Genomic DNA, 23,471 nt, shown 5'->3' with positions numbered 1-23,471 from the left:
TTGGCAGATAAGAGAGGGATTTATGCGCCGAATTCGAAATTCGACGTACATAATATTCAGTAAAATTAAAATATACTACTGTTGGGGGGCGTTTGACGCAGAGTGTCTCTGCATTCCTTGTTTTGAGTTTTTTCTATTGATGCTTTTGCTGACTATATCCATCAACAGAGTTTTAAGTTTTTTGGGCTAATGAAGAAAACTCCTTTACACCTTTCCTCCAATAGACAAACGCGACAACTGTAGCTACCAACGCTAATACAGCTCCAAATTCATCAATGTAATAACTTGAGTTTTCGTTTGTAATGGTAATAGGCGTAAATACCTTTTGAATAAATATATTGGACGCGCCATGATACATAACGGCGGTCCAGACACTGTCTGTTTTTAACCGGATATAAGCCATGATAGTGCCGCTAGAAACAATGAATAAGGTAAAGAAAAACAGTTGATAGTAAATTGATGTATCGGTATTCCCATACAAACCTAAAAAGATCAACGGCCAATGAAACGCAGACCAGAGTATGCCACTCACTAACACGACCCCAGTAAATGATGTGATTTTAGAAAGCTCAGGCACTAATAGTCCTCTCCATCCAATTTCTTCTCCTAAAATAGACGGAATTGACATTATGAAGCTGATACATGCGACTAAAAAGAAATGAAAAAGAAATATACTTAAATCATTCCATTCACTTAAGTTATAGCTTTGCTTTTTGTCCGCTAAGAATTCACTGTTGTATAAGTCACCGCCCCCAAAAGACCAAATAAGTAAATAAGCCACTGACGCAATAGCAAAGGGTATCAGATAGCTTTTCCATTGCACTTTCCAACTCCCCCATTTCCAACCTAGCTCAGATAAGCTCTTCTTTCTAAGTAAACATGTTAAAATCGTAGCTGCTCCTACTGACAACATTAGGGGCGTTGCTTGCCCCATTCTAAATATCAGCCAAAATCCTAGGAAGTAAAAAGCAATAACGAAGGCCAAAAATGTTGCGAGCGTGATATAAGTGTCTTTAGTAGGGTTCATATTAGGCTTCCTCATCTTTTTTTAAAGCAACTCGTTGTTTATAGGATTGCAAGTGTTCAGGAAAACCCATTTCTTTTTCGCTATATAACTCTTCCGACTGGCTTTGTATAAGAAAATGTAAATCAAAAACAGACTTTGCCATAAAAGCATAATTCGATCTTATTTGATTACTAAAATGTGATTCTTTAGTCATGAATTTTACTCCCTTACTCTAAACATAAAATATGCGCTATCACATGCGAAAGCTGTTGCCAAAAATAGATAGGTATTACATATCATGCAAGGAACTATTTGTAACATTATTTAAATTCATAAAGTTCCATGCCGCCTCAAATATGCCAACATGAGAAACACTTCAATATCTAGTTTTATTATCTTTTGTCTGGCCAACCATAGCTGTTGACACGCATATCTTTCGTGTCGGTAACTGTACTAAGCTCGCGATGGGTAAAAATGTCGACAAAGTCGATGAAAAACTACTAAAAGTGGTACCAAAAGAGTTTAAAGTGGATGTTCATCAATGGTTAATTTTGCATGGAAGATATACATGTATTACTCGAAAACCACGATGTGGTAACTGCATTATCCAAGATTTATGTGAGTTTAAAAACAAAACTGAATAAACCTCCTGCAACAAAAAGTGATAACATTTAAAATTCGATTAATTCTTTGAATGAACCACTAAAGGAAAAAAATGAGACTATTACATACTATGTTGCGCGTTGGTGATCTACAAAAATCCATCCAATTCTATACAGAAACACTCGGTATGAAGCTTCTTCGTCAAAGTGACAATAAAGAATACGAATATACTCTGGCATTCCTTGGCTACGGCGATGAAGACAATAACACTGTCATTGAACTCACCTATAACTGGGGTAAGACGGATTATGAGCACGGAGATGCCTTTGGACATTTAGCCATCGGCGTTGATGATATATATGCTGTTTGTGACGAAATCAGCGCTAAAGGTGGTGACGTTTACCGTGCACCAGGGCCAGTGAAAGGCGGTGAAACTATCATTGCCTTTGTTAGGGACCCGAATGGCTACGCTATCGAACTCATCCAAGAGAAGTAAAGCTTATAACTTGGCGAGTTGAATTATCACACGACGGTTTTTCGCTCTCGACAGTTCGTTATCATTTGGTGAGATGTGCCGCTTCTCACCATGCCCTGTCACTTCAATTCGTGTTGTATCAACACCTTGAGAAGCGAAGTAATCACGAATTTCGTTGGCTCTGCGGATCGATAATTGCTCATTGTTCCAAGAGCCGCCATAGCTATCTGAGTAACCATCTAGCAATACTAACTCCAGTTCAATATCTTCTTTTAAATAGTCACCAATCATATCTAAACGTCGTTTTGAATAGTTGGTGAGCTCCACACTGCTCTTTTTATACGTTAATACTGTGTATGCAATATCTTCAAAACTATAGGGTAATAAATTGGCAACGCATTCAGAAAATGCAAAATATGAATTGTCGAAATTGCTAGCATTAAGAGCAACAGCGACCGAATCGTATCGATTACTCCAATCTTGATAATGAATGGTGGGCCAATACCCTTTCTCTAGTTCTGTCAGCATTTCCCAAGCGGATTCTGACGGAAGATCACCATCATATTGCTTGCGTAAACTCATTGTTCCTATCGTTTTTTGAAGAGCACCAGGCATCCACCTCGGCGGCACAGAATAAACCGTCGCACTATCGTATTTATTTGGGAGACGGAGCATATCGAGGACGAATTCTAAATTAAGTTGTTTTGAGGCTTCTGTCACGAAAGAAGCCACTCCATAACCTGGTATGGGATGCTTTAGTTCACACATTAAGCGGGTTTGCTCACCAAGCATCCATTCGGAGTTTTCTACGGACGCGTTGTACTCACGCAAATTTGCTGACGCAAGCATGGGAAGTAAACAAATAAAGCTTAATAAGTATTTTTTCATTGTAGATTCAATCTCCGAGAACTTAGATAAGGTATCGACAATTTGAATAAAATGTTTAGAATTGCTGACAAATCTGGCGTAAATAATCCTATAAAACAAAGTATAGATGAGAGTTTGCGCTTTGATTTCGTAAAAAAGCTTTTGAGTCATGTACTTAGCTTACCTGCTCAATGCTACCAAAGCTTCCTTCTTTTATTTCAATCACATTAATATGCACTCTAGGGATTTATAAGTATTTCATGACAACGACTAAACCTAAGCTTCAAGATCGATTTAGAGGTTATTTCCCCGTCATTATTGATGTAGAGACAGCTGGTTTTAATGCAAGCACGGATGCGCTGCTAGAAATTGCGGCCGTCACATTGAAGTTTGATGCGCAAGGAGACCTCGTTCCTGACACCACCTTTCATGAACATGTGGAACCTTTTGAAGGTGCAAACATTGAACAAGCGGCGATAGAGTTTAACGGTATTGACCCAAACTGTGCTTTACGTGGCGCTCTCGATGAGAACACTGTCATGAAAAACCTATGTAAGCATATTCGTAAACATCAAAAAGAAGCTGAGTGCCAACGTTCGGTTATCGTCGCTCACAATGCGAGTTTCGATCAAGGCTTTGTTAATGCAGCTATTGCCAGGCAGAATATTAAGCGCACACCATTCCACCCTTTCGTTTCATTTGATACAACATCACTAGCGGCATTAGCGCTCGGGCAAACAGTCCTGATTAAGGCATGCCAAGCCGCGGGAATACCTTTTGATCAATCCGAAGCACATTCCGCATTATATGATACAGAGCGCACCGCTGAATTATTTTGTTATATTGTAAATCGCTACAAAAACTTAGGTGGATGGCCACTTCCAAATCTAATTGAGAATTAATCGCAAAAAGCTTGCATTCAATCTAAATGTGAATTATTATCATTTGCATATTGATTAAGAGGTGATTCTTGATGTTCGTTTGTATGTGTTATGGCATAACTGATAAGCAAATTAAAAGCGCGGTGGAAACACATGGCGTGGGTAATATGCGCGAACTAAAGCAAATCATGGAACTTGGTAGTCAGTGCGGAAAATGCGTTGAATTAGCACAAGAAATTATCGATAACACTATTGTAGATGAAACCTTATTCATGGACGTAGGCTAAGCCTTACTTAAAACTCTAGCTACCGTTCAAGTAACACGATTCAATAAAAAAGCCTCTTTCGAGGCTTTTTTATTGTGAAAATTTTATTTTAGAGTACGTAAATAAAAATTAATCTTCAGCTTTAACCGCAGCTTCTTTCAACAATGGCTGCAACTCACCTTGTTGGAACATTTCTAAAATAATGTCACAACCGCCTATTAACTCACCTTTCACCCACAATTGTGGAAATGTTGGCCAGTCAGCATATTTTGGCAATTCAACTCGAATATCTGGATTTTGCAGAATATCAACGTACGCAAACTGCTCACCACAACTCATCAAAGCTTGAACAGTTTGAGCAGAGAAACCACAACTTGGCAGTTTAGGAGAGCCTTTCATGTACAATAAGACTGGGTTTTCTGCAATTTGTTCTTTAATTTTATCTATAGTTTCCATTTGATGACCTTTATCTGAGTAATGCTTAAATGTAATTTGAATATGAGTAGAGATGCGGTTAATCTTGAAAAAAACAACCCATATATATGAATAGCAGTATAATAAATAGATTAGACCGAAAAATCAGTAAAAAATGATCTTCTTTTCATATATTTTCGAACTAGTTATAACTTATTAAGTATTATTTTCGAGTTTATTCTTGGATTAACTATAATTGTCCCAATATTGAGTTAATACCAAGAAAGCGAATTACTAAATTCGAACCTAAATCATTGACCCAAAACGGAGAACAACATGGCTTTTGAATTACCAGCTTTACCTTACGAAAAGAATGCTCTTGAACCGCATATTTCTGCTGAAACACTTGAGTTTCATTATGGTAAGCATCACGCGACATACGTTACAAAGTTAAACGGACTTGTTGAAGGTACAGACCTAGCAAATAAATCGCTTGAAGAAATCGTTAAAAATTCAGAAGGTGGTGTTTTTAACAACGCAGCACAAATCTGGAACCATACGTTCTATTGGAACAGCTTAAGCCCTAACGGTGGCGGTGAAGCAACAGGCGCACTTGCTGATGCAATCAATGCAAAATGGGGTTCATTTGCGGACTTCAAAGCGGCATTTAACGACAAAGCAGTGAATAACTTTGGTTCTAGTTGGACTTGGTTAGTGAAAAACGCTGATGGTAGCCTAGATATCGTTAACACGAGCAACGCAGGCACACCTATCACTGAAGAAGGTGTTACACCGCTACTTACATGTGATTTGTGGGAACATGCTTATTACATTGACTACCGCAACGTACGTCCTAATTACTTAGAAGCATATTGGGCACTTGCGAACTGGGATTTTGCTGCAAGCAACTTCGCATAAGAGCTAAACTTATTGAATAAGTCGTAGCTAATTAAAACAAAAAACCACCAATGAATATTGGTGGTTTTTTTTATCAAAATCTAAAAATGACCGCAATTATCGCTTTACACCAACTGACTATTTAACGGCAATAATCAGTTCACGCCCAATAACTACAAGACCGCAATAATCTCACTTCACACCTGCTAACTATTGGACTGCAGGCCGATTACAAACCATTGCCAATGAATTGCCTTGTTGAGAAAAACTCAATCGGCTTATCCCAGCTGAGCATTGTTGGCTCAAGTCAGCAAACTCGGTCCATTGACCCGTTTCAGTCTCACTGTATCGCCACTGATAAAGTTTATTATCAACTGCAGTAACGGCATATCCTTGAGGAGACCAAGCGTAGTAATAGCTTCCCGTTGGCATATCCACAAGGGCCTTCGTTTTTTTCGTTTTAGTATCAACAGCTCGAAGTTGCCAGTTGGTTTCATCTATTTGCTTGCTGTAACTAAACAAGCTTGTTCCTGGAATCGGCCACAAGCTTGGTCCAATACTCGTATCTAACACCCTTCCTTGGTCCGTTTGTTTGTTTACCGAGGCTAAACGCAGAGTGTGCGGCTCTCCTAATACGAATAGGAGTACTTTATCGGTGCCATCCCATACGTGGTAGCCTACCGGTTCAATAGCAGGTAATAGATTTTGCCTCGCTTCACCACTATCGAGCTGAAGATACCACAACTCCTGCTTTCCTAGCGCATTAACCCGAATAACTGATAAGCCCTTACCATCTGGTGTTGGTGTCGGACTATATTCACTGGTGACAGACTTAGTTAAGTTCTTCGCAGTTTGTGTTTCAAAGTTATAAATAAACGTATCCATTTGAGTGACGTCATCAAGCGTAATACTTTGCGTATAAGCTAATTCTTTGTCCAAATTAATAAAGTAAGGCTGATTGGTATAACTCGCAGTATCCGTTATTTTTTGAAATTTACTTAAGCTAATAAACTCGCCTACGTCTTTGTTTTCATGCGCAGTATAATTGACTGAAGCTACAAGTATGTCAGAGCCTGAATCGGCCTGAGCTTGCACAGCTGCTGAAAATAACGATAAAGACATTCCACTTAAAACACTTATTTTTAACGCTACATTTAAGAGCGTCGATACATTTTTCATTTAGCTACCCTTTTGTCATTTTTATTCTAGTTTTTGACCAGCAAATGCTTTACTACTTACCAAGAGTAATGCGAAAGCACCTATAAAAGCAAAACTTGCTGAAATGATGAAACTGCTTTTTGCTCCATCACCGTCCATCCAAGTAAATCCCGCTATATAGCTTCCCAATGCTCCGCCGATCCCAAACGCAATACTGACATAAAGTGCTTGAGCGCGACTTTGAAAGCCCCCTGAAAAATACGAATGTAAGAAGTGAACAGATGTTGCGTGGCTCATTCCAAAACTAAATGAATGGAGTGTTTGGCTAAGTATAATTGCACTTGCAAATTCTGGTATTAGTGCCAAACATAACCATCTGGCGGCAGTCAGCAGCATTGAAAGAATTAACATCCATTTCACACCGAACTTGGCGATAAGCCTTGATGCGATGAGAAAGATGCCTATTTCGGACAACACTCCAACAGCAATGAACAAGCCTGTTTGTTTCCCAGAATATTCCAAGTCCCCCATATAAAGTGCGAAAAAGCTGTAATAAGTACCAAAGCTAATTTGCAAAAATATAGCCGATAAAATGAATGCAACGAAAACTAAGGAGCGCACTTTATACCACTCATTAATGATGATGCGTTCGCTTTTTGGCGTGATGTGTGGCGAAGCTATAAACATCGAACTGAGATATAGTGCAAACAAACAAAAACTTGAAGTGTAGATAATCACTTCAGTGGAGAAGATATCAAGTAGGAAGCCAACCACAAGGCTTAGTACTATAAAACCTATACTTCCCCATAGTCGAACCGCACCATACCCACCCTTACTGTCTTTGGTTGAGTTAACAGTGATAACTTCAAGCTGAGGTAGTACTGCCGTCCAGAACATCATCATTATGCCGAAGCTAAACGTGAGTGCCCAAAAACTATAGGAGAAATAGACTGCCGTAAAAGTAATAAAAGCCAGGAGGCAACCAAAACGAACAATGTCAGCGCCGCGCCCAGTTTTATCAGCTATAGCAGCCCAGAGGTTGGGTCCTAGTACTCTAGTAAGAGTGACGATAGCCAGCAAGCTTCCAATTTCTTGGGAGCTGAATCCTCGACCATCCAAAAAGACACCAATAAAGGGCGTGACGACACCTAGTTGGCCAAAATAGAAAAAGTAAGTTAAAGAAATTAGCCCCAAATTTAAGGGGCTAGAAATGGCAGCCTTACTTTTCGTCGTAATCAGTTTTGACAATAGCAAAGCTAGTTCTCCCATTCATCAATGGATGCTAAGCACAGTTGCGAGCTTAATTCACGTTGCGTGCTTAATTCGCGTTACGTACATATTTCGCGTTACGCACGTATTTCGCGTCGCGTCTTTAATCAAAGTTTCGCTTTTACTTAGCGCTGTGCTGGTATAACCGGCGTGATTGAAGTCACTAAGCTATTTTGCGCTCGATGTCTTAGCAGGTGATCCATCAATATTATCGCTAACATCGCTTCTGCAATTGGTACTGCTCTGATCCCAACACATGGGTCATGGCGGCCTTTAGTAATCACCTCGGCTGGCTTACCATTGATATCAACCGAATCGCCGGAAATGCTAATGCTTGAAGTGGGCTTTAATGCCATATGCACTAGGATTTCTTGACCACTTGAAATTCCACCCAAGATGCCACCGGCATGATTGGTATGAAAGCCTTCAGGTGACATTTCGTCCCTATGCTCAGTGCCTTTTTGATTCACAACATCGAAACCATCACCAATCTCAACCCCTTTCACCGCATTGATACCCATCATGGCATGGGCAATATCAGCATCAAGTCGATCGAATACTGGTTCGCCTAAGCCCACAGGCACGTTTGTAGCGCTGACACTAACTCTAGCACCTATTGAGTTACCTTCCTTTTTCAAGTCCTTCATATAGGTTTCTAGCGCTTCCAATTTTGTATCATCAGGGCAAAAGAAAGGGTTAGTGTTTGTCACATTGTGATCGACTTTATCTACCGCAATTGGACCCAACTGGCTTAAATACCCTCTAACCTCAATACCGTATTGTTGCTTGAGGTACTTTTTCGCTATACCGCCTGCCGCAACACGCACAGCAGTTTCACGCGCAGAAGAGCGACCACCGCCTCGGTAATCTCTAAAACCAAATTTTTGTTGGTAGGTGTAATCTGCATGACCGGGACGGAAAGAGTCTTTAATTTTCGAGTAGTCTTGACTGCGTTGATCTTTATTATTGATTAACAGGCCAATACTCGTGCCTGTCGTCTTACCTTCAAAAATACCACTGAGAATTTTAACTTCATCGTCTTCTCGTCTTGCTGTCGTAAATCTAGACGTGCCCGGTTTACGTCTGTCCAAGTCGCCTTGCAAATCATCTTCATGCAATTCTAGCCCTGGAGGACAACCATCCACTACACCACCGATCGCTATGCCGTGACTTTCTCCGAAGGTGGTTACGGTAAATATCTTACCTATTGTGTTACCAGACATTTGTTCCTTCCTTATTACTTTTCAAATTACTTTTTTTAGTTTCATGATGCCCAGCATAAACACTGATAAGCGTCGTGTTCAAAAGAAACCAATTTAGTTATAAAACAGTGCTATTGAGCATTTCGAAAATAGCTAAGCAGCGTTTCTTTTTGAATGGCAAAAATACCACTTCCGCCCAGCGTCAGTTCACACCAAGTCACGTCGAGCCCAGGGAATCTCTCTGCCACATGCACTTCACTGTTTCCGACTTCTATAAACAACCATCCCTTATCACACAAATAATCAGGGGCTTGCTGTAACATTAAGTCAACTAAGTCCAAGCCATCATCACCTGCGGCTAAAGCATGCTCCGGCTCATGATGAAACTCATCGGGCAAGTCAGCCATATCTTGTGCGTCAACGTATGGTGGGTTTGAAACAATAAGATTATATTGCTGACCTTCCAAACCGCTGAACAAATCAGATTGAAGAGGAATAATTTGCTCTTCCAATTGATATTCATGAATATTCATAGAGGCGACGTCAAGCGCATCGGTATCGATATCGGCAGCATCCACAATGGAATCAGGAAATTGATTTGCCAAGGCAATTGCTATGCAAGCTCCCCCGGTACAGAGATCTAGTATACGAGCAGGTTCTTCACTTAAGTAAGGTTCAAAGTTTTGAAGAATTAACTCAGCGAACGGTGAACGCGGTATTAATACCCTTTCATCTACATAAAATGGCATACCTGCAAACCATGCTTGGTTAGTGATATAAGGCAATGGTTTTTGCAGTTCAACGCGTTGCTGCAACCAGTCGCTCATTAGTGCTTTTTCAGCTTCCGTTACACGAGCTTGATACAAAGCCTCTTGACGCACCACTGGCATATCTAGTGGCAAATTGAGCGCTTGGAAAACTAAACTACAGGCTTCATCCCACTCGTTATCTGTACCATGACCAAAAAAAATACCGGCTTGATAAAATGACGAGATAGAATAGCGGATCCAGTCTAGTACGGTGACTAGTTCTGGGGGATGAGATGGTTGTTGTATATTCACGGGATCCTCAGGTGAGATAGCAATAATACTGACTCAATATAGAATCAATCCTGATATAATACGCAAAAATTCAATCAAATTCGCTTGTTATCTGCACTTATGAAGAAAAAAACTTCAATTTTATCGAAAGGAAAATTATCCAACAGTGAAGAACTGCAGGATGATATTTCTTTTAGCTCATTATTTGACGGTGTAAAGCCAGTAAAGCACGATCGTCACGAGTTAAGCCATGCCGATCGCATACGCAAATTGAAACAAAGACAGCATTCAAATACGGCTGTTGAGAAAAAGGCGAATGCCTTGTTTGAGTTTTCCGATGGCTTTGAAGCCAGCTTTAGCGCTGGCGGACCTTTAAAGTACGTCGCAGAAGGTGAACGTAGTGATAGAGTGAAGCAACTTAAGAAAGGTGAAATAGCACCAGAGCTGTTGCTAGACTTGCATGGACTCAACGCAGAAGCCGCAAAAAGTGAAATTGCGGCATTATTATACGAAGCTCATCGCAAACATTACACTTGCGTCTGCATAATGCACGGTATTGGCACAGGCACCTTGAAACGTAAAGTACCCAGTTGGCTTATTCAACATCCTTATGTACTAGGATTTCACCAAGCCACCATGGAATGGGGCGGTAAAAGCGCCCTACTTGTTCTTATCAAACAAAATGAAGAACACAACAAATACGATTAAGCTTATTTGTGCTCGTCAGGATCACTATTGTGAATAAACATATAAGTAAAATAAGCACTCATAATTAGCATTATTAATATGCCTAATAGAGAACCCCAGACGACTGCATCGCCGAAAATCATGGATAACATAATTCACCTCATTAAATTGTGTTTTTGTCTATGAGGTAAGCGTAGAAGATTTTTGATAACTCACATATGATCGAGATCAATAATTAGATACGGCAGATATTAAGTTAAATGGAATGTTTGCGCCAGATCAATGTTTCAAGAAATTAGGCGCATGAACCAGTTTTTATCTAAATCAGATTCGCAGGTTTTTAGCTGAGCTGAATAACGCTTCGAGCGCTCTCCCACTTTACTCGCCACCCCTATTAACCAAGACTTTTTTCGGTATGACTTGCGCTTATAACCGCCCCAACCTTCATGATAATTTAGGTACTGAGCGTTAGCATCCCACTTTGATACCTTGTTTATTTTATGCGTTTTTGAAATGAACCAACCCATAAAATCGATGGCATCATCAAAATCCTCTCGACTCGCAAACATTTGCCCGGTTTCTCGCTTGTAATCATCCCAAGTCATCGTTTTTGCTTGCGAATAACCATACGCGGAACTGACTCGTCCCCAAGGTATTAAGCCGAACAAAATATAATCTCTAGGAGGCAAGGCATCATGACGGAAGGAGCTCTCTTGATACATCATAGCCATAGGCACATGAATAGGTACGCCCCATTTTTCACGCATATCTGCGGCGGCGTCAAACCAATCTCGTTTTTCGTAGAAAATATCACAAAGGTTTTCTTTTTCTTTGGGTGGTTGGGTCACGCAACCACCTAATAATGCGAGAATTAATGCGATAAAAATCGAATATGAAAATTTGATTTTAAAAAAATTGAACTTTTGCATAACAACCCACTCTTACTAACATATACGAATTAACATGTTTCCCTGTTAAATCCCTATTAGCCCGAATTTCTTATTGAATATTCGGGTTTTTTTTTGCCTTGTGAATAGTAAGCAGTGTCATTCCTCCTACCCTTAATCTTATATATTGCCGCTCAATTTTATTCTGTAAGCAGAAGCGATAATGAATAAAAATACATTTTATCGCGCAAAATAATCTTTAATAAACTCCGAAAACGCTTTCGTGTCAGCTTGTTCAATTTTAACACGAGACTCAATAGACTCTTTCGCCTGCTGATGGAACATTTCCTCTGTTAAATGAAGGTAGTTTAAGCCTGAAGCGTACTTTTTATATTCCAACGCTAACTCTAGCCCCATTGTACTGTTATCAATATCATGCTCTAACAAGGTGTTTAGCCACTTCGCTGATGGTGTTTGATTTGGATCTTTCACCTTTTCAAACTCACGCTCCACTGCCGCAGTATATTTTGTGTTTGCGTTGGCTTCGTCGAGAGTTTTGGCAACCTCACTGAATTCCTTAAATAACTCAGTCGACCACTGCTGTAGCGATATAGACTCACCATCATGGCTTAACATTAAGCCGGGTTTGCGACCTTCAATAACAACTAAATCAAGGTTCTGCTCACTTTCATCGTATGCAACTTGTGTAAAGTTAGGCGACTCTTTCAATAAACAATGCAACAAAAACACATCCAAGAAATAGAACTGGTTTTCGTCTATTCCTAAAGGTGAGAAAGGATTGACGTCTAAAGCGCGCACCTCAATGTAACTCACGCCTCTACTTTCGAGAGCATCACTTGGTTTCTCCATAGACTTAGCGACTTGTTTTGGTCGAATTGGAGAATAAAGTTCGTTTTCAATTTGCAGAACATTGCTATTCAGTTGCTCCCAACCATCTTCGTCATTCGAAGGAAATGCAGCATACTGTTCCGAAGGCGTGTTGATCGCCTCTCGAACCGTTCTTACATATGAATTTAAGTCGTTATAACAAATGTTTAATGAAGATTGCTCAGAGTTGGTATAGCCTAAATCACTCATTCTCAAAGACGTGGCATAAGGGAGATATAAAGTGCCTTTACCCAAGCGCTGAAACGGGAATTTATTCTCTTTGCCGGCTAAAAACGAACTACAAAGTGCAGGTGAAGCACCATACAGATATGGAATGAGCCATGCAAGTGAACGGAAGTTTCTTATTAAATCGAAGTGAAAAGTAGAGCGATTATCAATGCTGTTCTCTACTTCATGTAAGTCACACCAAGCTTGCCAAAACTCATCTGAAAACGAAAAATTAAAATGTACGCCAGCAATCGCCTGCATCATGCTGCCATAACGATTATGTAAGCCCTTTCTGTACACTTCTTTCATCTTCGCTACATTGCTGCTGCCGTATCGTGCGATGGGTATGGCTGTTTCTTTACTGACGAAACAAGGCATACTCATTGGCCACAAGCGCTCTTCTCCGATATTTTCATAAACAAACTTATGAATATCAGCAAGTTGTGCCAGTGTCGTTCTAGGTTGTTTTTCAGGCGGCGTAATAAATTCCATTAAACTTTCAGAAAAATCAGTAGTAATAGAATCGTGAGTTAAGGTTGAGCCGAGTGCTTCCGGATGCTTCGTGTAGGCTAAACCGCCAGTTGGATTAACTCTGAGCGCTTCTCTCTCGATACCGTGTTTGATATCCGGCAAGGCCGTTTGAAACTTAGTTTGAGAAAGTGCTGCGAGGCGATTTGAAAAGTTAAGCGAGTGATTAGCCAAATTATTATTCCATTACTGATTTAAAAAACCCTTGTAGATACTCTCTACAAGGGTGTTTATTTCGTATGTCACTAGTATAGTGTGTAAATTATAAAATCACACCAAAGATTTACCTACTTTGGCACTTCTAAATCTACAATTTCTCTATCTAGCACTTCGAGTTTTTCTCGCAAAGTTGCAGCGTCACCAACCACGATGATATCCATTGAGTCAGTATCTAACCACTTCTTAGCCAAAGCATTAAGCTCTTCAACAGTTGCGTTGTTGATAATTTCTTTCTGACGCTCTCGATATTCCTTATCTAAGTCATAACCCAACATTCTAATAAGAATACCAGCTTTCCTAGTTGGCGTTTCTGAGCTTAAGGCATCACGTTGCGTGTAAGCTTTCTTCATTAGCTCAAGCTCATCTTGCGTCATTCCTGACTCACGAAAGGTATCCATTTCCTTCAAGAACTCTTGAATACTGGCTACGGTATGTTGTCCTGCAACATCAGCACCTGCGCTGAATGTGCCGGTTACTTTACCGCCACTGAAACCACTTCGAGCACCATAGGTATAGCCTTTATCTTCACGCAAGTTCAAGTTGATACGACTATTAAACATGCCACCCAATGGGAAGTTCATTAAACCAGCTTTAAAATATTCACCCTCAGCATCAAACACCAAGGCATGCTTTAAAATTGAAATAACGGACTGAACGCCGCCTGGATTATCGACAAGGTATATCTTACCTTTTGCTGCATTTTCAAATTCACCGAATTTAGGTAAGTTGTAGTCTTTGCCTTCCCAAGCAGATAACAGTGATACTGCTGCTACAGCTTGCTGTTTAGGCAAGTCACCAACAATTACCATATCGACAAAGTTTGGACGATAGTAGCTATCATAATAAGCCTTCAGATCATCGAGGGTAATTGCCTGCACGCTCTCGGTCGTGCCACCACTTGGCATACCTAAGATACTGTCTTCACCATAAAGTACGATATCTCTCGCTCGACTGGCCAAAGTTGATGGGTTTTTCAGTGCCTGCTGTAAACCTTGTAAGGTGTTCTGTTTCAAGCGCGCAAAATCATCTTCTTTGAAACCGGGTGAAAATAGTTTTTCTTTTAAAAGCACTAGGGTTTCATCAAGGTTTTTAGTCAGTGAGGATAAATAGATATTTGTATAGCGACCCGATGAGCGGAAGCTTATGCTACTACCTAACAATGCTAGACGATTCGCCATTTCCACATTGCTAGAAAGTGCGGTACTTTCATTCATCATTTGTGCTGTCATTGTAGCAACACCTGGTTTTTCAACAGAATCTAGCAGTACACCACCTTCCATCGCTATATTGATAAAAACGGTAGGTGTCTCGTCGGTGTCCACGCCAAGTATGTCAATTCCGTTTTCGAAGGAATGCTTCCAATAATCTGGAATGCCTACGATAGGGTTAACACCCGCTGTAGGCTGAACACTGCGGTCGAAATCATCTTTTATATCTGCTTGTTTGATATCATCAACAGAAGCCGTGCTTTCCTCGAACTTACGTTCTGGTAATGAGAAGTTTTGTTCGGCGACCGCAAGCTCAGCTTTGCCTTTTGGCACAATGCTCAAAACCACGGCAGGTTTGTTTTTAACATACTGATTGTAGACGCGCATGACATCAGCTTTTGTAACTGAATTATAACGTTCGATGTCAGCCTGTATGCCGTCTGGTTCATTATAGAAAATTTCACCACTGGCTAATTGACGAACTTTACCTGCGACACTTTGCAAACCGAAAATAGTGCTACTCTCGATACCAGCTTTAGTGCGCTGTAAATCATCATCTTGGACACCACGAGTTTCAAATTCGGCTAGTGTCTCATCAATGATGGTTTGCATTTGCTTTAAGCTTTGTACTTTCTGTGGGTTAACCAATGCTAGTAATTGAAATTCACACGCAAGTTCACGACAAGGGTGGCCAGCAAACGCCTGTAAAGCTAAGCCATTTTGCACCATATTTTTATACAACAAAGAGGTTTTTCCACCGCCGAGAATATTTGCTAATACGTCCAAAGCTGCTTCGTCTGGATGTTGCGCATAAACAGTGGGCATAGTGATTTGCAGCAATGGCAAATGCACTTTATCTTCTAAAGTAATATAACGCGTCTCATCTAAAGTCGCAGGCGCTTTAGGCGCTTTCTTTACTTCTGGACCGCGAGGAATGCTTCCAAAATATTTTTCAATCCAAGCTTTAGTTTGTGCTTTGTCAATTGCCCCACCAATGGTTAACACCGCATTATTTGGGCCATACCATTTTTGGAAGAATTTCTTTAGGTCATTTACGTTTACGCGATCTAAATCTTCAACATAGCCAATTGTTGACCATGAATAAGGGTGACCTACAGGATAGAGAGCTTCCCCAGTGCGTTCAAAACGTAAGCCGTACGGTTGATTGTCAACTCGCTGACCACGCTCGTTTTTGACGGTTTCTCGTTGATTTTCAAATTTTTCTTGTGTCACGGCGTCTAGTAAAAATCCCATTCGATCTGATTCTAACCAAAGGATTTTTTCTAGCTGATTCACCGGCACAGTTTGGTAATAGTTAGTGATGTCACTATTCGTCGAACCATTCATGGTTCCACCAGCTTCGGTGACTATTTTGAAGTGTTCTTCATCGTCTACGTTTTCAGAACCCTGAAACATCATATGTTCGAAAAAGTGAGCAAAACCAGAGCGTCCTAACTCCTCGCGAGCAGAGCCAACATGATAGGTGATGTTAACTTCTACCAAAGGATCCGATTGGTCTTCGTGCAAAATCACGGTTAGACCATTATCTAGCTCATATTTTTCATATTTGATTATCGAGCCCGATAAATTGTCGGTATCTTTATTTTTAGCCGTTGCCACATTGTCGGTGCTGATCGTTTCGCAACCACCTAGCACGATCGCTGAAGCGGCAAATGCACCTAGCAACGCTTTTCTTCCAAAATTTTTAATCATGTTTCGCCTATTTAAATTATTGTTTTAGTCGGTGTAATCCTTACACCTTGGTAATGCTAGTCTGCTTAATTCAAGCTCAGTGAATATTAGGGCAATAATTGGCCTCAATGTAGACTAGTATTTTTGTTGTATAAGCAATATATTGTATGTAGGTTTATAAAAACCAACACAATATCGTATTATGCATTACCTCATTGCATCATGTATAGCCATTCACTAAATACTGGACCTAAATATGTCAACTAATTTGCCCATTCTTAATTATGACTTCGCGCTAAATCAGCTAGGCGGCAACGAGGCACTTTTGAGTAAAATGCTGGGTAGATTTGTTTCGGAATTCGCTGATGTTTCGAACGAAGTAATGGCATTAATCGAAGATAATGATTTCCATAATGCGAAAATGAAGGTGCATACTGTAAAGGGCATATCAGGCAATTTAGGGCTTCAAGCACTGTACGATTGCTCAACTCGTTTTGATGCCTTGTTAAGAGTTAGCGAAACTAATCAAACCATCGCAGATGAGTTTAGTCGTTTAGTTACGGATACTTGCACTGAAATACGCAATAAAGATTTGAAAGATACTAGCCAAGCAAATTTATCAGAATCCACTCACTCTCGTGAGCAGAGCAAAACTGAACTAATTAATCGTTTAGATAAAAACGAGTTCATTGACGATGAAACTTTAACAAACTTAATTGCAGGCTTGGGTATTGAAGAAGCAGCTGCCCTTGATTTAATTCAACTAATAGAAGAGCTGCAATACCCCAAAGCAATTGACGTCCTTAAGAAGATACCTAATTAAGCACACTGATGCTTGAACTTGTGATGGAAAACCAAAACTTTATGGTGGTAAACAAGCCTATCGGAATGCCTATGCATGATTCTGAAAAGGCGATTATACCGATTGCTGAATCTCAGTTTAATTGCGAAAAACTTTGGTTAATTCATAGACTTGACACTGATACATCCGGCTGTCTACTTTTAGCAAAAAACCAACAAGCTGCTTCCAACTTATCACAACAGTTTGCAGCGAAAACGATTCAAAAATACTATATTGCTTTAATTGATCATAAACCTAAAAAGAAACAAGGCATGATCAAGGGAGATATGAAAAAAGTACGAAATGGCGATTGGAAATTAACGACAGGTCAAGAAAACCCAGCGATTACGCAATTCTTCAGTTTCTCGTTGCAAGTTGAAAGCGCTAAAAACGCTACTTCTATAAGCAATGATAACAGTCGCGATAAGCATTTGCTTCCACCAGCTATGCGCATATGTTTGCTTAAACCACTAACGGGAAAAACACATCAAATCAGAGTCGCACTGAGATCTCTTGGCTCACCCATCGTCGGCGATAAGCGCTATAAAGGTAGTGAATCAGATCGCATGTATCTACATAGCTATGCCATGAAGTTTCATTACCAGAATGAGCCTTTTGAGATATCATGTTTACCAAAAAGTGGTGCACTCATTGGTCATATCCATGCATTTCTCGCAAAACAACCACTCCCTTGGTTAATGCAATGGCCGACTGCAACGTGATAAAACGCATAGGCATAATTGGTAGAGGGGCTATTGGCGTTAACTTAGCCTATCATCTTCAAAATGTGCAAGGTATGCAGAATGTGCAAGGCATACAGAATGTGAAAAGTATACAAAACGCCGAAAATATTGAAACTGAACTGCTGATTAGAGATCACTACGATCCCTCTCAAACACTTACCATACATACGGAAAATGGTGAAACACAAACCTTAAAGTGTAAACAATGTTTCATCAATGAAAACACGCTTTCAAAATTAGATCTCATCGTCATACCGGTTAAACACTATCAGCTAGAAAGTGTCATGAAAACGATTGCTCCTATTTTACCGAATCACACAAGCGTAATGCTCTTGCATAATGGTATGGGCGGCATTGAATTAGCAGAAAAGTACCTACCGAACAACTTTTTGCTTGCAGCAACAACGACTGATGGTGTTTATAAAACATCAGCAAATTCGTTTGTTCAAACTGCAATCGGTCAACTTGAAATGGGCTTTGCAAATACCGATGAAGCACATCTAATAACACCCGATTTGAATATAGACTATGTGAAAAAACTACACCCTAACTTTCACTGGCGCGAGGACATTGTTTTCGCTCTTTATCAAAAACTAGCAGTAAATGCCGTGATAAACCCACTAACTGCGTTGAAAAACTGCAAAAACGGTGAATTAGAAAATTACCCTGAAGAGGTCAAAAAAGTAAAAGACGAAGTATTCGATCTTTACGAATTTATGAACTTACCGATAGATAATCATGCCTTATCAGCACATATAGATAATGTGATACAACTCACTAAATTAAACTACTCGTCCATGCATCAAGATTTCCATCATGGTCGCGAAACCGAAGTTGAAGGAATACTGGGTTTTTTACTTCAGAAAGGAGAAGAAACGGGTATGAAAATGGACTTTATTCGTCAACTTTATACTCAAATAAGTACTGCAAAATAATTACGACTTAAGTCTTTAGAAAGAATAAATAACTGCAACACAGCCTTCAATGCGACAGAAACGGCAAACTCAATAATCACAAAAAAGCCCGATATAATTCAATATCGGGCTTTCTAATTTAACTACCAATTTTCTTTAGTGAGCTTCGTGATGGCTCTTTCAATTGGTATTTTAATTGCGCTTTTACTTCTACCCTCGTATTTGCTCTTGCACTTATTCTTGTGATTGAGGCTTCATATGCGGGAATAAAATTACGTCCTTTATCGTTGGGCTGTCGGTAAACAACATAACCAAGCGATCGATACCAATGCCTTCACCAGCCGTTGGCGGTAAACCGTATTCCAATGCTGTGATGTAATCATCATCGAAGTGCATTGCTTCATCGTCACCCGCGTCTTTTTCTTCGACTTGCTTCTTGAAGCGACTTGCTTGGTCTTCAGAATCATTTAGCTCCGAGAAACCATTAGCTAGCTCTCTGCCACCTACGAAAAACTCGAATCGATCTGTCACGAATGGGTTTTTATCATTACGACGCGCTAGAGGCGACACTTCCCAAGGATATTGGGTGATAAAAGTAGGTTGATCTAATTGCTCTTCAGCAGTCGCTTCGAATATCTCACAAAGATACTTGCCCGCTCCCCATATGCCATCAACTTCAGGCTCTTTAATATGTAGCTGTTTTGCCATAGCTTTCATTTCTGGTAAATGGTTTTCAGGATCATTTATCGCTGTTGCGTTCGCTTCAGGCCAGTATTTAAGAACGGCATCGCCCATGCTCAGACGTTGGAAAGGCTTAGCAAAATCGTACTCTTTAGTTTCAACAACTTCGCCTTCAGCATTTTTAACTGTATTCGTGATAATTGACGTGCCCATTACCGTATTGGCTAAGTAACGCAACATTTCCTCTGTTAGGTTCATCAAGTCATTATAATCCGCATAAGCTTGGTAAAACTCTAGCATAGTGAATTCAGGGTTGTGACGCGTCGACAAACCTTCATTTCGGAAGTTACGATTAATTTCAAATACTCGCTCGAAACCACCTACAACAAGGCGTTTCAAGTAAAGCTCCGGTGCGATTCGCAAGTACATATCGATATCGAGTGCATTGTGGTGCGTTGTAAACGGCTTGGCTGTTGCGCCGCCTGGAATCACTTGCAACATTGGAGTTTCAACTTCCATAAAATGACGCTCAGTCAGAAAACTACGAATACCGTTCACAATTTGGCTACGAATTTTGAAAGTATTGCGCGTGTCAGGGTTCGTGATTAAGTCGACGTAACGCTGGCGATACTTTGTTTCCTGATCCGCTAAACCATGAAATTTCTCAGGTAAAGGGCGCAAGGCTTTTGTTAATAACTGATACTCAGCCATATCAACATATAGGTCACCTTTACCTGACTTGTGCAGATCACCTGTCACACCAATGATATCGCCGATATCCAGTGTGCCGTATTTTTCTTTAATGTCTTTCTGTGCATCTTTTGAAGCATATGACTGTATTTGTCCTGTCATATCCTGAAGCAACATGAATGGACCACGTTTTGCCATAATTCGACCGGCAATACTAACCTTGTTAGCTTCGTTCGCGAGTGTCTCTTTGTCTTTTTCACCAAAAGTCGCCTGCAAATCTTGGGCGTAATGCTCACGGTTGAATTGATTTGGAAAGCCATTTGAAGGGCAGTTTTCGCGTATTTGCGCTAACTTACCACGACGCTCTGCAATCAATTTATTTTCGTCTTGCTGATGGTCACTCATGTGTAGTCCTGTATATTGCTTCGTTTCTAAAGGCCAGACTTCAAGCTGGCTTCAATGAATTTATCTAAGTCGCCATCTAAAACGGCTTGTGTATTTCGTGTTTCAACACCGGTTCGCAAATCTTTAATACGAGAATCATCTAGCACGTATGAACGAATTTGACTTCCCCAACCTATATCCGATTTACCATCTTCCATAGCTTGTTTCTCGGCATTCTGTTTCTGTAATTCGTATTCATATAATTTGGCTTTTAATTGCTTAAATGCCTGATCTTTGTTTTTGTGTTGCGAACGATCATTTTGACATTGCACCACAATATTTGTGGGTAAATGCGTTATACGAACCGCTGAGTCTGTTCGGTTGACGTGCTGGCCACCGGCGCCTGAAGCGCGATAGGTATCAATTCGAATGTCAGCTGGGTTTATCTCTATTTCAATATCATCACTTACTTCTGGATATACAAATGCCGATGCAAACGAAGTATGTCTGCGACTTCCAGAATCGAAAGGTGATTTTCGAACTAAACGATGAACACCAGTTTCAGTTCGTAACCAACCAAATGCATACTCACCACCAAAACGAATTGTCGCACTCTTAATTCCGGCGACATCACCTTCTGAGACTTCAATTAGCTCTGTTTTAAAACCATGAGCTTCACCCCAACGCAAGTACATGCGAAGAAGTATGTTCGCCCAATCTTGCGCTTCAGTGCCGCCAGATCCGGACTGAATATCGATATAGCTGTCGTTGGCATCATTAGGCCCTGAAAACATTCTTCTGAACTCAAGTTTTTCAAGATCAGCAATCAGCTCATCTAACTCGGCTTGAGCATCATTCAAGGTTTCTTCATCTTCAGCCTCGACCGCTAGTTCGAGTAAACCTTCAACATCATCTGTACCTTGCGTTAACTTTTGAATAGTTAACACAATTTCTTCCAACATCACTTTTTCTTTGCCTAAAGCTTGTGCCTGTTCAGGATTATTCCAAATATCAGGATTTTCAAGCTCTCTCGATACTTCTTCTAAACGCTCGGTTTTAACATCGAGGTCAAAGGTACCCCCGAAGCGATTCAGTTCTTTGACGAACGTCTGCAATAGCGGTTTGGATGGGATTAATTTCGAACATATGCCAATATTATAAGTAAAAATTTAAGAGCGTGAATATTACAGAATTTATGATGATTTTAATAGATGGTAAGGCCTGCAAATAGCCAGAAAATATAGATTTTTATTCTCTAAGCTATTAGCAAGCTTGTTTAACTCTTAAATTAGGCTATTTAGCAGCTTGTAAGACGGCTTCGGCAAGACTTCGACCTAAGTTATGTAGTTTCTTTTGTGTCTTTTCATCAGAAACATTGTGTTGCTCATCGACAAGCTTATCGATGCCACCAATTGCTACCTGATTTGGGAGCACGTTCATTCCAATATTGCCCAATAACATGCGTAAAGGAACTAAGCCTCTAATTCCGCCTAAAGCCCCTGGTGAAGCTGCAATAAGTGCCGCGTATTTACCTTTGAATGCTTGTAGCGGTTTTTCGCCCTCTTCCATTCTTGAAGCCCAATCAATAGCATTTTTTATTAGCGCACTATAGCCGCTGTTATATTCCGGATTGCCAATTAGAAATCCGTCATGGGACATGAGTAATTGCTTAAACTTTTTCGCATTTTCTGGCAGTCCTACCTCTGCTTCTAAATCTTCATTGAAAATGGGCATATCAAACTCTGACATATCGATAACAGTCACTTCTACTCCCTCAATCTGTGCACCTTGTGCAGCACATTTAGCGATACTGAAATTGTATGAATGTTTGCGACCACTGCCGGCAAATGCGAGTATTTTTTGCATATTGTTCCCTTAATTTAATAATTGTTGCGGCACTCTTAGCGTTTTGGCTTATGGCGCTTGACTGAGAGATACCTTGATTTGTTTCTTGTTACTCTTCTATTGAATAAAAAGCTCAAACTCTTTTAGCTCACTTGCTTAGTTTAGCAATCTAATAGAACTAGTTAAACACAAAGCGAAAATGGCTTGGGATGGGATTGGCTGAGGTGAGATGCAGCGCACTTGTCGTACCAGATATAAGGCACTAAAGAGGTTGACAGTATAAAATTCGACCTCTATATTTAAGCCACATCAATAATGGAATGTGATGTTTCTTCTAAGGACAGTGTTATGAAAAACAATTTATTTGTCAAAGCAATTGGAATTGCCGCATTAGTCACCGTGACACAGTTCTCGGTAATACAATCATCAAGTGCTGCTGAATCTATTAGTACATCCACAAATGCCGATAAACCTATAAAAACTTCCCGAGAATTCGTTTCGCTTTCAGCGAGCACGTGGCAAAGCATCGACAGATCAACGGCAAGATACCCTTCTGAGGCTTCAACTAGGAAAATATCAGGGTGTGCGACCGTCAAATATACGTTAAGTCCTGAAAACCAAATCAGCAACATAAACGTTGTAGCAGCAAGTCATAAAAGTTTTGCACGAGAAGCTCATAAAGCAGTAAAAAGTTGGAATTTTGAGTCTATTAAAACATCGATAACTGATAAAGAAATTGAAACTCAAACACGCTTTCAATTTTGTACTAACAAACGTAAAGATTGTGCTTCTGTCACTCAAAACGTTTGCAATGGTGATGATGTGATTGCTGTTATCGCTAGTGACAAGAGAACCAGCGGACTAACGAGCAAAGGAACAAGTTTAAATTCTACCTATCGCTTAGTTGATTAAGACAGTTAAAACAAAAACCCCCGAAAGTTCAGTCAAACATTCGAGG

24 protein-coding genes and 1 pseudogene are annotated in these 23,471 nt (G+C 40.2%); 10 read left to right on the top strand and 15 right to left on the bottom strand.

Features of this window, described 5'->3' with window-relative positions:
• Positions 1–172 precede the first annotated feature (172 nt).
• Together ACKLNX_RS14130 and ACKLNX_RS14125 are read right to left on the bottom strand one after the other, a co-directional pair.
• A complete protein-coding gene (locus tag ACKLNX_RS14130) occupies positions 173–1,027 on the bottom strand; it encodes a CPBP family intramembrane glutamic endopeptidase (RefSeq protein ID WP_411694081.1) in 855 nt (284 codons plus the stop codon).
• A gap of 1 nt (position 1,028) precedes the next feature.
• Complete coding sequence (locus tag ACKLNX_RS14125; RefSeq protein WP_411694082.1) at positions 1,029–1,220, bottom strand: hypothetical protein; 192 nt, start codon at positions 1,218–1,220, stop codon at positions 1,029–1,031.
• 184 nt (positions 1,221–1,404) lie between these two features.
• On the opposite strand from ACKLNX_RS14125, the pseudogene ACKLNX_RS14120 reads away from it, so the two are divergent.
• Together ACKLNX_RS14120 and gloA are read left to right on the top strand one after the other, a co-directional pair.
• A pseudogene (locus ACKLNX_RS14120) lies at positions 1,405–1,650 on the top strand (endonuclease III); the annotation flags it as partial.
• Positions 1,651–1,721: 71 nt separating this feature from the next.
• The gene (gene gloA, locus ACKLNX_RS14115; protein WP_412972843.1) at positions 1,722–2,105 is read left to right on the top strand and encodes a lactoylglutathione lyase; all 384 of its coding nucleotides are present in this window, start codon (positions 1,722–1,724) and stop codon (positions 2,103–2,105) included.
• 3 nt (positions 2,106–2,108) lie between these two features.
• On the opposite strand, the gene ACKLNX_RS14110 is transcribed toward gloA, so the two are convergent.
• A complete protein-coding gene (locus ACKLNX_RS14110; RefSeq protein ID WP_412972842.1) occupies positions 2,109–2,972 on the bottom strand; it encodes a flagellar protein MotY in 864 nt (287 codons plus the stop codon).
• Positions 2,973–3,211: 239 nt separating this feature from the next.
• Between ACKLNX_RS14110 and rnt the strand changes: the two genes are divergently transcribed.
• Together rnt and ACKLNX_RS14100 are read left to right on the top strand one after the other, a co-directional pair.
• Entirely contained in the window at positions 3,212–3,853 is a 642-nt protein-coding gene (gene rnt / locus ACKLNX_RS14105; RefSeq protein ID WP_411694085.1) for a ribonuclease T, read from the top strand.
• A 71-nt stretch (positions 3,854–3,924) separates the two neighbouring features.
• Positions 3,925–4,119 carry a bacterioferritin-associated ferredoxin gene (locus ACKLNX_RS14100; RefSeq protein WP_412972972.1) on the top strand — a complete coding sequence of 65 codons (195 nt, stop codon included), beginning with the start codon at positions 3,925–3,927 and terminating at the stop codon, positions 4,117–4,119.
• A 108-nt stretch (positions 4,120–4,227) separates the two neighbouring features.
• Here ACKLNX_RS14100 and ACKLNX_RS14095 read toward each other — a convergent pair whose 3' ends face one another.
• Complete coding sequence (locus ACKLNX_RS14095) at positions 4,228–4,554, bottom strand: Grx4 family monothiol glutaredoxin (RefSeq protein ID WP_411694088.1); 327 nt, start codon at positions 4,552–4,554, stop codon at positions 4,228–4,230.
• Positions 4,555–4,848: 294 nt separating this feature from the next.
• On the opposite strand from ACKLNX_RS14095, the gene ACKLNX_RS14090 reads away from it, so the two are divergent.
• Positions 4,849–5,430 (top strand): Fe-Mn family superoxide dismutase, encoded by a 582-nt coding sequence (locus ACKLNX_RS14090; protein WP_411694089.1) that lies wholly within the window; start codon positions 4,849–4,851, stop codon positions 5,428–5,430.
• 189 nt (positions 5,431–5,619) lie between these two features.
• On the opposite strand, the gene ACKLNX_RS14085 is transcribed toward ACKLNX_RS14090, so the two are convergent.
• The 4 genes from ACKLNX_RS14085 to prmB all read right to left on the bottom strand — a co-directional run bounded on the left by ACKLNX_RS14085 (position 5,620) and on the right by prmB (position 10,099).
• On the bottom strand, positions 5,620–6,588 hold the full coding sequence (locus ACKLNX_RS14085; protein ID WP_412972841.1) for a TolB family protein: 969 nt from the start codon (positions 6,586–6,588) through the stop codon (positions 5,620–5,622).
• A 21-nt stretch (positions 6,589–6,609) separates the two neighbouring features.
• Positions 6,610–7,821, bottom strand: a complete 1,212-nt coding sequence (locus tag ACKLNX_RS14080) for an MFS transporter (protein ID WP_412972840.1) — start codon at positions 7,819–7,821, stop codon at positions 6,610–6,612.
• Positions 7,822–7,961: 140 nt separating this feature from the next.
• Complete coding sequence (aroC, locus tag ACKLNX_RS14075) at positions 7,962–9,059, bottom strand: chorismate synthase (RefSeq protein ID WP_412972839.1); 1,098 nt, start codon at positions 9,057–9,059, stop codon at positions 7,962–7,964.
• A gap of 110 nt (positions 9,060–9,169) precedes the next feature.
• Positions 9,170–10,099: a 50S ribosomal protein L3 N(5)-glutamine methyltransferase gene (gene prmB / locus ACKLNX_RS14070; protein ID WP_412972838.1), complete on the bottom strand. Its 930-nt coding sequence runs from the start codon at positions 10,097–10,099 to the stop codon at positions 9,170–9,172.
• A 99-nt stretch (positions 10,100–10,198) separates the two neighbouring features.
• On the opposite strand from prmB, the gene smrB reads away from it, so the two are divergent.
• Positions 10,199–10,786: an endonuclease SmrB gene (gene smrB / locus ACKLNX_RS14065; protein ID WP_412972837.1), complete on the top strand. Its 588-nt coding sequence runs from the start codon at positions 10,199–10,201 to the stop codon at positions 10,784–10,786.
• 2 nt (positions 10,787–10,788) lie between these two features.
• On the opposite strand, the gene ACKLNX_RS14060 is transcribed toward smrB, so the two are convergent.
• From ACKLNX_RS14060 to ACKLNX_RS14045, 4 genes are all read right to left on the bottom strand, one after another.
• The gene (locus tag ACKLNX_RS14060; RefSeq protein WP_412972971.1) at positions 10,789–10,908 is read right to left on the bottom strand and encodes a DUF3149 domain-containing protein; all 120 of its coding nucleotides are present in this window, start codon (positions 10,906–10,908) and stop codon (positions 10,789–10,791) included.
• A gap of 144 nt (positions 10,909–11,052) precedes the next feature.
• The gene (locus tag ACKLNX_RS14055) at positions 11,053–11,694 is read right to left on the bottom strand and encodes a hypothetical protein (RefSeq protein WP_412972836.1); all 642 of its coding nucleotides are present in this window, start codon (positions 11,692–11,694) and stop codon (positions 11,053–11,055) included.
• 198 nt (positions 11,695–11,892) lie between these two features.
• Positions 11,893–13,470 (bottom strand): glutamate--cysteine ligase, encoded by a 1,578-nt coding sequence (gshA, locus tag ACKLNX_RS14050; RefSeq protein ID WP_412972835.1) that lies wholly within the window; start codon positions 13,468–13,470, stop codon positions 11,893–11,895.
• Positions 13,471–13,583: 113 nt separating this feature from the next.
• Positions 13,584–16,436 carry a M16 family metallopeptidase gene (locus ACKLNX_RS14045; RefSeq protein ID WP_412972834.1) on the bottom strand — a complete coding sequence of 951 codons (2,853 nt, stop codon included), beginning with the start codon at positions 16,434–16,436 and terminating at the stop codon, positions 13,584–13,586.
• Positions 16,437–16,671: 235 nt separating this feature from the next.
• On the opposite strand from ACKLNX_RS14045, the gene ACKLNX_RS14040 reads away from it, so the two are divergent.
• From ACKLNX_RS14040 to ACKLNX_RS14030, 3 genes are read left to right on the top strand one after another with little or no spacing between them, the layout of a single operon-like run.
• Positions 16,672–17,238 carry an Hpt domain-containing protein gene (locus ACKLNX_RS14040; RefSeq protein ID WP_412972833.1) on the top strand — a complete coding sequence of 189 codons (567 nt, stop codon included), beginning with the start codon at positions 16,672–16,674 and terminating at the stop codon, positions 17,236–17,238.
• Between the two features lie 8 nt (positions 17,239–17,246).
• Positions 17,247–17,978 (top strand): pseudouridine synthase, encoded by a 732-nt coding sequence (locus ACKLNX_RS14035; protein ID WP_412972832.1) that lies wholly within the window; start codon positions 17,247–17,249, stop codon positions 17,976–17,978.
• Entirely contained in the window at positions 17,960–18,934 is a 975-nt protein-coding gene (locus ACKLNX_RS14030; RefSeq protein ID WP_412972831.1) for a ketopantoate reductase family protein, read from the top strand. Before ACKLNX_RS14035 ends, ACKLNX_RS14030 begins: the two co-directional genes overlap by 19 nt.
• Positions 18,935–19,147: 213 nt before the next feature.
• On the opposite strand, the gene lysS is transcribed toward ACKLNX_RS14030, so the two are convergent.
• The 3 genes from lysS to ACKLNX_RS14015 all read right to left on the bottom strand — a co-directional run bounded on the left by lysS (position 19,148) and on the right by ACKLNX_RS14015 (position 22,534).
• Entirely contained in the window at positions 19,148–20,689 is a 1,542-nt protein-coding gene (lysS, locus tag ACKLNX_RS14025; RefSeq protein ID WP_411694101.1) for a lysine--tRNA ligase, read from the bottom strand.
• 26 nt (positions 20,690–20,715) lie between these two features.
• Positions 20,716–21,814 (bottom strand): peptide chain release factor 2 gene (gene prfB, locus ACKLNX_RS14020; RefSeq protein WP_412972830.1). Its coding sequence is split into 2 segments (ribosomal slippage): positions 20,716–21,738 and positions 21,740–21,814, totalling 1,098 coding nucleotides; the frame shifts between segments, so codons are not numbered across the junction.
• Between the two features lie 147 nt (positions 21,815–21,961).
• Positions 21,962–22,534: an NADPH-dependent FMN reductase gene (locus ACKLNX_RS14015; RefSeq protein WP_412972829.1), complete on the bottom strand. Its 573-nt coding sequence runs from the start codon at positions 22,532–22,534 to the stop codon at positions 21,962–21,964.
• Between the two features lie 327 nt (positions 22,535–22,861).
• Here ACKLNX_RS14015 and ACKLNX_RS14010 point away from each other — a divergent pair, with 327 nt between their 5' ends.
• Complete coding sequence (locus tag ACKLNX_RS14010; RefSeq protein ID WP_412972828.1) at positions 22,862–23,425, top strand: energy transducer TonB; 564 nt, start codon at positions 22,862–22,864, stop codon at positions 23,423–23,425.
• Positions 23,426–23,471: the final 46 nt, after the last annotated feature.

This window comes from Glaciecola sp. MF2-115, assembly GCF_047250385.1.
In the GTDB taxonomy this organism is placed as follows: Bacteria; Pseudomonadota; Gammaproteobacteria; order Enterobacterales; family Alteromonadaceae; genus Glaciecola.
The sequence above is the reverse complement of the archived record's forward strand: the minus strand, read 5'-3'. Positions and strand labels throughout refer to the sequence as shown.

What these genes read in the sequence shown, in the direction of transcription:
- ACKLNX_RS14130 (WP_411694081.1), bottom strand. Translation starts at nt 1,027, where the DNA reads ATGAACCCTACTAAAGACACTTATATCACGCTCGCAACATTTTTGGCC.
- ACKLNX_RS14125 (WP_411694082.1), bottom strand. Translation starts at nt 1,220, where the DNA reads ATGACTAAAGAATCACATTTTAGTAATCAAATAAGATCGAATTATGCT.
- gloA (WP_412972843.1), top strand. Translation starts at nt 1,722, where the DNA reads ATGAGACTATTACATACTATGTTGCGCGTTGGTGATCTACAAAAATCC.
- ACKLNX_RS14110 (WP_412972842.1), bottom strand. Translation starts at nt 2,972, where the DNA reads ATGAAAAAATACTTATTAAGCTTTATTTGTTTACTTCCCATGCTTGCG.
- rnt (WP_411694085.1), top strand. Translation starts at nt 3,212, where the DNA reads ATGACAACGACTAAACCTAAGCTTCAAGATCGATTTAGAGGTTATTTC.
- ACKLNX_RS14100 (WP_412972972.1), top strand. Translation starts at nt 3,925, where the DNA reads ATGTTCGTTTGTATGTGTTATGGCATAACTGATAAGCAAATTAAAAGC.
- ACKLNX_RS14095 (WP_411694088.1), bottom strand. Translation starts at nt 4,554, where the DNA reads ATGGAAACTATAGATAAAATTAAAGAACAAATTGCAGAAAACCCAGTC.
- ACKLNX_RS14090 (WP_411694089.1), top strand. Translation starts at nt 4,849, where the DNA reads ATGGCTTTTGAATTACCAGCTTTACCTTACGAAAAGAATGCTCTTGAA.
- ACKLNX_RS14085 (WP_412972841.1), bottom strand. Translation starts at nt 6,588, where the DNA reads ATGAAAAATGTATCGACGCTCTTAAATGTAGCGTTAAAAATAAGTGTT.
- aroC (WP_412972839.1), bottom strand. Translation starts at nt 9,059, where the DNA reads ATGTCTGGTAACACAATAGGTAAGATATTTACCGTAACCACCTTCGGA.
- smrB (WP_412972837.1), top strand. Translation starts at nt 10,199, where the DNA reads ATGAAGAAAAAAACTTCAATTTTATCGAAAGGAAAATTATCCAACAGT.
- ACKLNX_RS14060 (WP_412972971.1), bottom strand. Translation starts at nt 10,908, where the DNA reads ATGATTTTCGGCGATGCAGTCGTCTGGGGTTCTCTATTAGGCATATTA.
- ACKLNX_RS14055 (WP_412972836.1), bottom strand. Translation starts at nt 11,694, where the DNA reads ATGCAAAAGTTCAATTTTTTTAAAATCAAATTTTCATATTCGATTTTT.
- ACKLNX_RS14045 (WP_412972834.1), bottom strand. Translation starts at nt 16,436, where the DNA reads ATGATTAAAAATTTTGGAAGAAAAGCGTTGCTAGGTGCATTTGCCGCT.
- ACKLNX_RS14040 (WP_412972833.1), top strand. Translation starts at nt 16,672, where the DNA reads ATGTCAACTAATTTGCCCATTCTTAATTATGACTTCGCGCTAAATCAG.
- ACKLNX_RS14035 (WP_412972832.1), top strand. Translation starts at nt 17,247, where the DNA reads ATGCTTGAACTTGTGATGGAAAACCAAAACTTTATGGTGGTAAACAAG.
- ACKLNX_RS14030 (WP_412972831.1), top strand. Translation starts at nt 17,960, where the DNA reads ATGGCCGACTGCAACGTGATAAAACGCATAGGCATAATTGGTAGAGGG.
- lysS (WP_411694101.1), bottom strand. Translation starts at nt 20,689, where the DNA reads ATGAGTGACCATCAGCAAGACGAAAATAAATTGATTGCAGAGCGTCGT.
- ACKLNX_RS14015 (WP_412972829.1), bottom strand. Translation starts at nt 22,534, where the DNA reads ATGCAAAAAATACTCGCATTTGCCGGCAGTGGTCGCAAACATTCATAC.
- ACKLNX_RS14010 (WP_412972828.1), top strand. Translation starts at nt 22,862, where the DNA reads ATGAAAAACAATTTATTTGTCAAAGCAATTGGAATTGCCGCATTAGTC.